This window comes from Pantoea pleuroti (assembly GCF_014156615.1).
GTDB classification, from domain to species: Bacteria; Pseudomonadota; Gammaproteobacteria; order Enterobacterales; family Enterobacteriaceae; genus Pantoea; species Pantoea agglomerans.
The window spans coordinates 303,475-314,659 of record NZ_SBFD01000004.1 but is presented as its reverse complement, the minus strand read 5'-3'; the positions used below and the strand labels follow the sequence as shown (position 1 = coordinate 314,659).

Sequence of the window (11,185 nt, the reverse complement as noted above, 5' to 3'; positions counted from 1 at the left end):
AAGGCTCTCAGACATAGTAATCACAAAGAAACACGTTTCTCAAAATACAGATCAAAACGCTACCTATAAGCCACTATTTCCACTTAAACCGGAATGTTTTTTTGCAAGGTTTGTTCCAGTAATTCAGCAGCTTTATTCTCATAGGATGGGTGCGCTTGAACGGGATGTTATGAGCTGGAATGACAGGCATTCTCTTAACGATCTGCATCATAGCTGTGACCTTTCCATGATCCGTCAGGCTGACGACTAGCCCGGACTCAAAACACTTTTCAACCGACTGGCTGAAGTGGCTTCCAGGTACAACGCGTAAGCGCCTTCCTGTCACTTTAAGCGATCCAGATATGGCTTTATGGTAAATGCAGGGTGCTGTTTAAACGGCAACAAGCAGTGAGCCGCTGAGCGCGAAATCTGCGCTTAAGGAAACAGCCCGGAAGGTGGGGGTTGGCATTGACATCTTATAATTCGAACTAATTTCTTTCTAAGATTGAACGACAACAGCCTTAACTAACTTACCGCGCCGAATCCATACTTACAGTTCATCACCTTGCACCTCTCTAAGTCCCATCACATTATAAATATTTGGTGTGCGACTTTTAACAAAACCCCATGTTTTTTCACAAATAAAATAAAGTTTGGTTAACAAATATTCAACAACCTGAGGCGGCATCTCAGGTTACGCGCATAAATGTTAAGTAGACACTTTATTCATTAAATGAATATAAATTCAATTGAAAGAAATAAGCATGCTTTACATAGATTTACATGAAGCTGGTAGAGGGTTTCACGCGCTTACTGGAGTCATTAAGAAACATTTATGATTTTTTAATAATTCACTGTGATAATTATGTTGTTTTGTAAAGTTTTGCTCTTAATATCTCATCCGGGAATGTGAGGAGGCTCACACAGCAGGATAATCAATATCTAAGGAGAAGATTGTGATGGACATGCTGGCCTACCTTAAGAGGCTGAAAATTAATGAAAAAATTGAAAAGGATGGTTTTAATCTCTCAACGCTGCACAACGCTCACTTTTTTACTGTGCCGTTCGAAAACTTTGCCATGCACAACGGCTCAGATGTCAGCCTACGTCCAGAAGATGTCGCCAATAAAATAATACTTAACAGTAGAGGAGGGATTTGCTTCGAATTCTCTGTCTTACTACAGCAAGTTTTTAGTCACTTTGCCGTTGATTTTCAAAGCCGAATGGCCAGAGTCCTCATCCCTCATTTGTCGCCTGCAACGCATCAGCTTTTTCTGGTGAACAAAGATAATGAGCGATGGATTTTTGACGTCGGATTTGGAGCCAAAGGCCCCCGGGGGCTTTTATTGCTTAAGAACGGATTCACTCATGAAGATGATTTTTTATCATCCCGAGTCAGATGCGATCATGAGCTTGGGTGGATTGTTTCTGTTAAAGAAAAGAGCAGGAATGATGCGGTTTGGGAAGACATCTATTCATTTCAGGATGTAGAAATTTATCCGCCGGATATCAAAATGGCGCATTTCTATACTCTTTTTTCACCTGAAAGCCTTCTTAAAAATCATAGAGTTGCGAGCCTTCCAACCGACAACGGCCGGATAAGTATCAGAAACAATACATTCACTGAGGTCTGCGGTCTTACCTCTACTTCATATGAAATAGCTGACAAAGAAGAGCTTTTATTGCTTCTGTCCTCAAGGTTTGGAATTAACATTTCCGCTGACAACGTAACTTATACGAGAAACTGATGACTACTACCTATCTCATTGTCCCCGGATATACAAATTCAGGTCCGGATCACTGGCAGTCATTCATTGAGAAGAAATACAGTAATGTACTACGCGTTCTTCAGGATGACTGGAACTCGCCATCATCTTTATGGGTTAAAAGACTAAATCAGGTCATTGCCGTGACCAGGGGTGACATAGTTTTACTAGGTCATAGCTGCGGGGCTGTTACAGTGGCCCAATGGGCAGCTGCTCATTCTTGCCAGCGTGTTAAATCCCTGATTCTTGTTGCCCCGGCGGATGTTGACGCCGAAACGGCGATTGAGCCGATCAGGCAGCAACGCTCATTGCCCACATCCCGCTTAGGATACAGCAGCTTGCTCATTCACAGTGATAATGATGAGCATCTCAGCCTTACTCGCGCGCGCATCCTTGCGGAACAATGGGGATGCGAAACCCGAGAGTTTAGCGGGGCGGGTCATATTCATACTGCAGCAGGATATGGTGAATGGCCTGAGGGCGAATCTCTTTTCGAGAGCTTTACAGGTATTAATTTAATTAAAGCTGAAGGACGAGATTGAATATGTTTAGGGAAGTAAGAAAATTCGGATCAGCTGCACAAAGTTTTTTAGTGGCGACTTTCCTGATGGGTCTGAGTAACGGTATGTTCGATGCTGTTTATAATTTTTATCTTGAAGAACGTGGCATCGATAAAACAAATACTGGACACATTTATGCAATAGCTATGGCGATGATGGCAGCAGCGGTAATCCCATTAATCTTAGCCAGTCGACGGGTATCACAGAAGAAGCTACTGCTTGTTTTTTCATTCCTGTATGCATTACCTTTTATTCTGCTTCCTGTGCTAACAACAGTATGGGCTAGCGCTTTTACACTTGGATTGATTCTTTCCGGTATGATTGCACAGCTGTCGCTGGGCAATTCACTCATGGGATCAAACATTGATGCCGGAAACAGAACGACACTCTTTAGCTGTTTCTTCGTATCGTATCTGGGTGCTGCTATGACAGGTTCTGTCGCAGTCAGTGCTATTACACACTTCTCACAGTTTGCTGCATTACGGAACTATCAAGCTATCCTGGCCGCCTCGTTTATTTCCGCTTTGCTGATGATTTACTTTCGAATAAAGTCCATTCTGGGAATAAATGAGCCGGGAAGCGATGAGCGCCGATTTAAGAGCGCTAAGAATATGGAGTGGAGCAATTTTATTATTCTCTTTATTGCTGCTTCACTTCTGGGTGCGTCAATAACACTTATTTTCCGGTTTGTTAATATTGTCTTTAATCTTGCTTATTCAATGAATATTAGTGAAATATCATTGATTATGGGAGGTGATAAAGTTGTCAGTATTGTTGGAGCACTGTTTGCTCCTATGCTTGTAAAGCGTTTTTCTCTGAAACCGGCCGTAATTATCGCGGGCATCATGACGGCCGCGTGTTTGTTCTTTCAAACACTACATGTTCCTGTGGCAATCTTTATTACATTATATTTTTTAAGACTTTTACTGAATTACTGTCTCATGCCGCTACTGGATACTCTGGCTATAACAGGCTTTTCGAAAGACAGAACTCTCCTGTCAACCAGCATCAGGCAGCTCGCCTTTTATCTTGGCAGTGCTCTGTCAGCAATTGCATACGGCGACCTGCTTGATGGCGGGCACTGGGAAAATGCTTTGATCATTTCCGCTGTATTAGCCCTATCAGGCGCTATTTTTATGAGTTTGATTAGAGTAAAAAACGAACATTAATCTGGCAGTCAAAAGTTAAAGGAGTAATTTATGTCCGCTGAATTTGCAGTGCCCGACAGTGAAAATGTCGCCCTTATGTTGAAAAGATTGTCTGCACTTTGGAAAAACAGAGCTGCAGTTAATAAATCTCAGCCTGAGTATTCAGATCTTGAATTTGACCAAACTAAAAAAGATTTTAGTGAGTCTTTGCTGCCATTCAGACAGCACGATGCCTGGAAGGAAGCGCCTGAAGATGTTAAGGACAAGTGTCTTTCTTATGCGTGGGGTATATACAATTTAAAAACCATCTATATTGAATGCGACATTGTTACGCCGGCTTGTGAAGACATAATAAAGTGTCCGCCGGTGAACTCACCTAACAGGGCAGATCTTCAGGATGTAATGTCAGAAGCTCTTCTGGATGAAGCCCTGCATACAAGAATGTCAGTGATGGCATGTAATTATATCTATGACCGCCGAAAACTTGAGCCGCTTAACTATACAGATTTTAATCTCATAAACTGGCGACGGGAAATGCTGGCCGGATGTAGTGCAGAGTGGCAGCGAAGACTGACACGTTTTGCTGTGGCATGTGCCAGCGAGACGCTAATAACAGACTATCTCAAAGTGATGGCTGAAGATCACAGTATTCAGAGAATATGCCATGAAGTTACACGAGTTCATGCTGAGGATGAATGGAGTCATTCAAGCGTCTTTAGTTATGTGGCTTATGATATTGTTCGTGATCTGGGCACTAGTGAACGGAAATATCTTCGGGACACAATGCTTAAAACAGCGGATCTCTTTGCTGATAACGAGTTGGGTGCATGGGAGACAGTTTTCAGACTGTCGGGGATGCCCTATGCCAGAGAAATTATTTCTGAAACAGAAAGATGTAATGAGATAAATATTTATCTCGATTCAGCTGAGACAGTAATTTCCAGAATAGGCCTATAGGGTAATCCAGTAAATGAAACTTGTCTGCGAAGAAACATCCCTGCTTACATCAAGGATGAGATCATTCCGTCTGATGCCTGTGAGTGATACAGATTTATTAGCTGCTGATACCATGCCGGGTGAGTATTTTGTTTTTAGCTTCGATGATGAGGGTAATAATTCTCTCCAGCGTTGCTATACACTGGTATCTGCTGAGCATGGAAAGTTTTATGAATTTATAATTGAAGACAGAGGCGAAGGAAGTGCATCAAATGTCATCAGTCGGCTATTACAAGAAAGAAAAGAAGTAAATATCTTGGGGCGAGGGGGCGAAATAACCTTTAATTCAGTCCGGAGTAGAAAGAATGTGCTTCTGATAGCAGGCGGCGTTGGAATAACACTTCCTATGGCTTTGATAAGAGAATGTTTTAAATCTTATGGGTACAGTGCTCCCGGGGTCGTTGTGCAATTGGTACTAAGTTGTCACGATCTGGGGTCTGTGCCTTGCCTGAATGAATTAATGGATTTGCACACACGATGTGACTGGTTTTCGATGCGCATTAACGTAACTCGGGTCAAACTCGCAAAATTCAGTGACATTGTCAGAGCAGGAAGGATTGATTTAGCTTTTGACTATATTAAAGCGGTGCCTGAATCGGCAATAGTATGTGGCGGTGCTGATTTTGCACAGTCAATGGTTACTGCTATAAATACAAAATTCCCACAAACTTCTGTTGCTGTAGAGGCGTTTAGTTCAGGCAGATCATTTGATTACATCATGAAATCAGAAACTCATAAAACAGAGATTACTTTGAAAACTTTGAATAGAGTCATCTCTGTAGATCCTGGTTTAACTGTTTTGGATAATCTCATCAGCCACAACGTTTCAATAAGAAATATGTGTCGGTCAGGTATCTGCGGGAGTTGCAAGTTCAGGCTTCATAGCGGAGATATAAGAAGCGAACCAGATTTCTGCCTTTCTGCTAAAGATAAGGCTGAAAAAGTTTACCTTGCTTGTTGTTCATATCCTTCTGAAAACGCAGTGATTGACATAATCTGAATCAAAATTTAAGGATGAAAAAATGGAAAATAAATTTGTTTTAATTGTAGATCCCTTTTCTAGCGGTTCTGTTTTCGCAAGCAGAATTAAATCGCTTTATGGTTATGATGTTGTTGCTCTAATAACTAATCCAAATCTTCCTCAGGCGATCCTTGCCACATTTGTTGAGGAAGATTACTCAATGGTTTTCAACTATCATTCTCATCTTGAAACAGTTCAACAGATTGAATCTGCTCTTGGAAAACAACCTGATTTTATTGTTTGTGGCTCAGAACCCGGCGTACTGGTTTTTGATCAGTTATGTGAGCACTGGCAGCTATTACCTAATGTGTTTGAACTAAGCCATGCGCGGCGTGACAAATATCTTATGCAGCATCAGTTGAAGAAGGATGACATTAAATACATACCGCATTATAAATCCGGAAATCTTGATGATATCCTGCAATGGTGCACAAAAAACCAGTTTGATGAATATGTGATTAAGCCGGTCAGTTCATTTGGTACAGAAGGTGTTTTTTTCTGCAAAGATGTATCAGAAGTTGAAAGTGCCTTTGGTAAATTGATCAATACATTTGATTATTCGGGTAGTAAAAACGCCGAGCTGCTTATCGAACAGAAAATTATTGGTACAGAGTATGTTGTCGATGCTGTCAGTAGTTTTGGTCAGCACTTCGTAGTGAACATTTTCAGATATGTAAAACAGGAAATTAATGGTGTGCCGATCTATCGTCAGATGATCACAGAACCGCTGGAGGAACATCCAGTTCTTATCAGTTATATCAAGTCGGTACTTACTTCACTCGGCATTCGTAATGGTACGTCCCATAATGAGATTATTATGTCTGCCACCGGTCCCGTACTGGTCGAATCTGGTGCGCGTATGCATGGCGGACTTGGACCGCGCCTTGTTGAAGACTGTAATACTCATTCACTCATCGATCTGAGTCTTATGGCCCGTATCTCACCAAGAGAATTTACTGATAAGACCTCTGTGAGCCCTTTATTGAAAAGATACGCACTGGAGTTTTTCCTCAATTCACCTGATGCAGGCTATCTTAAGGAGGTTAATATTGAATCGAAGTGCAGCCTGCTAAAGAGCTATGGATTTACTGTTTGTAAATATAAACCTGGCGATTACATCAATAAAACTGTCGACCTGGTCACTTCTTATGGAAGGGTTGTGTTGGTTAACTCTGACAGGGAGCAATTGGCAGCGGATGCTGAGAAAATTACTGAAATGGAATCTTCCGGTGTGCTGGTAACCATCATTTAAATTTTTTAATTACTCTCAAAAATCAAATTTTTAGATGAGGCCAATGGCGATTATCTTTATGCAAAGCGCTGAGCAAATTGGCTATTTCATTGTATCTTCACGTCATGTATGACTTATGCTGACCGATAAGGTCATGGGATGGATTGTCCGCTTTGTTTCGAAAGCGGACTTTTCCCGCATTCTATGACATGTGGCAGGTACACCGTTCATACGACTGAGATAAGTGCCGCTATCCTTCTGTGATGGATTTTGTGGTTGATGTATTAACACTGGATAGCAGAATAATTTACCATCGTATTTCTTGCGGGATAAAAATCTAACTTAATCGCAATGAGACATTTCACGCTGCCTTTACAAAATTTCGCACCCTAGAAATTTGCTTAAAACCTCTAACTGCAGTTACTGTTTATGTATACAGTATTTCTGAAAGGGCAGTGATCATGCCACGCGATTATGAAATCAAAGACGCTTTCCGGCTGGCCATTAAGCGGGACGCGCGCGGACGTTACACCGTGAGCACACTCGACTTTGTTCACGAACTCCAGCAGCTGAACTGGCAGTTTACCGCCAGGGAAGCGAACAGGTGGATAGAAGCGCACAAGTCAGATTTCCGGGATATCTCAGCATCCGAAGGTGAGGATCGCATCTTCCAAGTCTTCAACCCGAATGGCGCTATGTGATGTTTGCGCTGGTAGATGTGAACTCGTTCTATGCCAGTTGCGAGACAGTATTCCGGCCTGACCTGCGCGGCAAACCAGTGTTAGTTCTGAGCAACAATGACGGCTGTGTCATCGCCCGCAGTGCTGAAGTAAAGGCACTGAATATCCCTATGGGCGCACCGTATTTCAAACTCAGAGACGAAATCAGACGGCATAAGATTCACGTCTTCAGCAGCAACTATGCGCTTTATGCTGACATGAGTAACCGGGTAATGACGACGCTCGAGCAGATGGCACCCAGCGTAGAAGTCTATTCAATTGATGAAGCGTTCCTGGACCTGACCGGTGTACGCAACTGCATGGTGCTGGAAAACTTCGGGCGCGAAGTGCGTGAGACGATCAAACGCAACACGCACCTGACCGTGGGGGTTGGCATCGCCCAGACCAAAACGCTGGCTAAGCTGGCAAACCACGCCGCCAAGAAGTGGAAGCAGACTGGCGGAGTCGTCGACCTGTCGAATATCGACCGGCAGCGAAAGCTGATGGCGCTTGTGCCTGTTGAGGATATATGGGGAGTAGGGCGTCGTATCAGTAAAAAGCTCAATGCAATGGGCATCACCACGGCCAAAGACCTCGCAGAACAGAGCACCTGGATCATCCGCAAACATTTCAACGTCGTGCTTGAGCGCACCGTCAGAGAACTTCGCGGCGAGTCATGTCTGGCGCTTGAGGAATTTGCCCCCACCAAACAGCAGATTGTCTGCTCACGCTCGTTCGGTTCACGTATCACTGAGTACACGGATATGCGTCAGGCGGTGTGCGCGTTTGCCGAGCGTGCCGCTGAGAAACTGAGAAAAGAAAGGCAGTACTGCAGGCAGATAGCGGTTTTTATCCGGACCAGCCCGCATGCCGACGGGGAGGTGTTTTACGGTAACCAGGCAACCGGCAAGCTGCTGACCCCATCTAACGATACCCGCGATATTATTCGCGTCGCCATGGATGCGCTCGACAGGATATGGGTAGACGGACACCGGTACATGAAAGCAGGCGTCATGCTGGGCGATTTCTTCAGCCAGGGTGTGGCTCAGCTCAGCTTGTTTGACGAATACCGGCCGCAGGCGAACAGTGAGGCTCTCATGCGGGTAGTTGACGGGCTTAATCAGAGCGGTAAAGCCAGTCTGTTTTTTGCGGGGCAGGGTATCCAGAAAACCTGGTCAATGAAGCGGGATATGCTGTCGCCTGCCTACACAACCCGTGTGTCTGATTTGCCATGGGCCAGATAGGGCTCAAATCAGGCTGTAGCAGTACACCATCCGGATGGATACTCTCCGGCATCTGTCCTAGTCAGTAATTATTGTAAGCGAAGCGGATATACCTGTACAGATGTACATATTTTGTATAATTTACGCAAAACACGTCATTTTCGAATCATACAGTGGAGTCAGTCATGCAACTGAATCTGAGCAGCACAGGTTCCAACAGCGATATTGCTGACTATTTCAGCCGTGCAAATCTGCTCTCGCAGCAGGAAACGCTTGGTTCAGTTGTTGCTGAGATCCTCCGTTCAGGTCAGACACTGAATCGCAAAGCTATCTGCTTAAGGCTGATTGTACGTCTTGATAAGGCTTCATCTGATGCAGAAGAACAGCAGTTGCATGCGCTGATTGAGCTTTTGTTCAGCAAATGAGTGTGATTTCACTGCCCATCTTTTCGGTGTCTTGAGACAGGAGACCAGCTGCAGTCATGACAGAACAGGATATGCAATTGCTGCGTGATGTGCTCATCGGGGAAGCGACTCTCGCCATACTCAATGACAACACACGTGTCTCATGGCCGGGCATACTGAACAAGCTGAACAGTTTTCTCAAAACAGAGAGTGATATACACAGGATTGATGCCCTGAAACTGGCTATCAATGATGTCAGCGACGAAATCAAAAGGCGCGATGCACTACAGAGAAGTGCCATGGGAGAATTCACCATGAACTCAACCGACAGTTACGATGACCTGACCTGGCATTGATCGTCATTTGATATCCCTTTTTGCTGATGACAGTACAGTGCCCTGCGTGCGGTGTCTGCAGAGGTCTCACGACAGGGGGCATGTTCTCTCTGATGACTTAAAGGGAGATGTGTATTGATCTTCTCAGTCCTAGCGCGCTGCGCTGCGGTATGGAAATGCTAATGGGCCTCAACGACGCAACGGGATCATCCTGATCGGCTTCCGGCGGTCGCCAGACTTCATTTCATCTGCTGTTCAATGAATTTAAGACAATTGGAGCAGGCTATACTGTCAATGGTGCTATCACGCAGTCACTGAATTGCACGCGTAATGGTATCAGCTGTTTCAGTATTGTTCCGCGTCGGCACCCTCGGTCATGCCAGCCATCTCATCTGAAGTAATATGCTCTTTCTCTTTCAATTTGTCTCAGGATGGTTTTAGAGATACCCCGTAGCATCATGTAATACTCCCTTTCTGTGAGTGGAAAAACAGCACTCCTCTCATTATCTTCCCTACTTTTTCATGACTAAAAGGTGATTTTCACGATGTGAATTTAACCGATATGTGAGTGTCTGTATGAAAGTATAAATCCGCCTTCTATTATTCAGGCTCGTCAGAATTCATTTTGGTTAGGAATGGGTGCTAACAGGAGTCTGAAAGTTAATCCTAATACTTTTCCTGGTATGACTTTAACTTATTTTAATCAACAGGTTAAGGGGGTGGTTTTGTTTGGCATTTCTGTCGGGCAAACGATTGCATTGAATGTCCTGCAGTATATGAGTAGTAATAATACGCGTCATTAGGAGGGTGGATGTAAATTCTTTTGGGATGAACTGCTTAATACGGAAGGCAGGATATGAAAAGCAAAGAATGCTGTATTGTCGTCATCGGAGACAACAATGTTTTACATTATGGACTATTCAGTCTTATACACACCGCATGCAGAAAAAGAAATCTGACAGTATTATCGTGCGGAAACGGCCTGAAATTCAGTAGTCATGAAGCGAACAGATATCCGGGTCGCTATCATCTCGCCGTTATCTGCCTGGGGTACCATGACTTCTTTCCGGACTGGTTTAGCTTATTTCTCACGCTGGTGCGTAAAACAAACGGTAACGTGCTGGTTTTTTCAGACAGTCAGGCTCTTCTGGACAGACGGAAAAGAAACCTTCTGAACAGGGTATGCGATATGGAATATGTTCTGGATGTGTCCATGCCTGTTTCCTGCATCTCATTCGTTCTCAAACGCTATCTGGACAGGAAACCTTCAGACAGAGAAAACTGCAGAATAACGCTGCGTGAGCATGCCGTCATTGATGGCTTTCTTAACGGCACAGATGTCAGTCATCATTGCTCAGCACTGGGTATACAAACCAGAACGCTTTACCAGCACCGGAAAAACTGTGCTAATAAGCTGGGCGTCAGAAATCTCAAAGATTTACTCAGGCTGTAACAGCAGGGGAAGTCGCGTGCCCGTCATCAATATTCATAAAATCGACTGGTTCCGGATCCTCACAGACCTGAGCCGTTCCGGTTACTCCCTTCAGGACATCGCAGATGAACTGGATGTGGTTGCCTCCACACTAATCGGATGGAAAAAAGGCGCCAGCCCCCGTCACCATTCTGGCGAAGCGCTCATTGAACTGTGGTGCCGGGTGACGGAGAAGGGCAGGCATCAGCTGCCCAGAGAAAAATTTGTGCAGAAATTCATTTTTCATTCGTCAGAACGTGCCTGCAGGCATTCAGAAAAATGAATCTGACACGACTCATAGTGCCGGTGACATTCTTACCGGCACAGAGTCT

General features: G+C 44.2%; 12 protein-coding genes. All 12 read left to right on the top strand.

The features are described from left to right. Positions 1-938: 938 nt before the first annotated feature. The 12 genes from EPG66_RS12285 (at position 939) to EPG66_RS12230 (ending at position 11,136) form a co-directional block, all read left to right on the top strand. Complete coding sequence (locus EPG66_RS12285) at positions 939-1,727, top strand: arylamine N-acetyltransferase family protein (RefSeq protein WP_182687162.1); 789 nt, start codon at positions 939-941, stop codon at positions 1,725-1,727. Continuing rightward, a complete protein-coding gene (locus EPG66_RS12280; protein WP_010670506.1) occupies positions 1,727-2,287 on the top strand; it encodes an RBBP9/YdeN family alpha/beta hydrolase in 561 nt (186 codons plus the stop codon). Before EPG66_RS12285 ends, EPG66_RS12280 begins: the two co-directional genes overlap by 1 nt. Positions 2,288-2,289: 2 nt before the next feature. Beyond that, entirely contained in the window at positions 2,290-3,474 is a 1,185-nt protein-coding gene (locus EPG66_RS12275) for an MFS transporter (protein ID WP_022624465.1), read from the top strand. A gap of 30 nt (positions 3,475-3,504) precedes the next feature. Further along, entirely contained in the window at positions 3,505-4,410 is a 906-nt protein-coding gene (locus EPG66_RS12270; RefSeq protein ID WP_010670504.1) for a diiron oxygenase, read from the top strand. Between the two features lie 13 nt (positions 4,411-4,423). Beyond that, positions 4,424-5,449, top strand: coding sequence for an iron-sulfur cluster-binding domain-containing protein (locus EPG66_RS12265; RefSeq protein ID WP_182687012.1), 1,026 nt, complete (start codon positions 4,424-4,426; stop codon positions 5,447-5,449). A 22-nt stretch (positions 5,450-5,471) separates the two neighbouring features. Continuing rightward, positions 5,472-6,722, top strand: coding sequence for an ATP-grasp domain-containing protein (locus EPG66_RS12260; protein ID WP_033775540.1), 1,251 nt, complete (start codon positions 5,472-5,474; stop codon positions 6,720-6,722). Between the two features lie 440 nt (positions 6,723-7,162). Continuing rightward, on the top strand, positions 7,163-7,402 hold the full coding sequence (locus EPG66_RS12255; protein WP_010670502.1) for a hypothetical protein: 240 nt from the start codon (positions 7,163-7,165) through the stop codon (positions 7,400-7,402). Next, entirely contained in the window at positions 7,402-8,664 is a 1,263-nt protein-coding gene (umuC, locus tag EPG66_RS12250; RefSeq protein WP_010670501.1) for a translesion error-prone DNA polymerase V subunit UmuC, read from the top strand. The genes EPG66_RS12255 and umuC overlap by 1 nt, the downstream gene beginning before the upstream one ends. Positions 8,665-8,828: 164 nt before the next feature. After that, positions 8,829-9,068 (top strand): regulatory protein YcgZ, encoded by a 240-nt coding sequence (ycgZ, locus tag EPG66_RS12245; RefSeq protein ID WP_010670500.1) that lies wholly within the window; start codon positions 8,829-8,831, stop codon positions 9,066-9,068. A 56-nt stretch (positions 9,069-9,124) separates the two neighbouring features. After that, the gene (locus tag EPG66_RS12240) at positions 9,125-9,403 is read left to right on the top strand and encodes a hypothetical protein (RefSeq protein WP_010670499.1); all 279 of its coding nucleotides are present in this window, start codon (positions 9,125-9,127) and stop codon (positions 9,401-9,403) included. An 835-nt stretch (positions 9,404-10,238) separates the two neighbouring features. After that, positions 10,239-10,835, top strand: coding sequence for a helix-turn-helix transcriptional regulator (locus tag EPG66_RS12235; protein ID WP_182687010.1), 597 nt, complete (start codon positions 10,239-10,241; stop codon positions 10,833-10,835). Between the two features lie 16 nt (positions 10,836-10,851). Next, positions 10,852-11,136 carry a hypothetical protein gene (locus tag EPG66_RS12230; RefSeq protein ID WP_010670497.1) on the top strand — a complete coding sequence of 95 codons (285 nt, stop codon included), beginning with the start codon at positions 10,852-10,854 and terminating at the stop codon, positions 11,134-11,136. Positions 11,137-11,185: the final 49 nt, after the last annotated feature.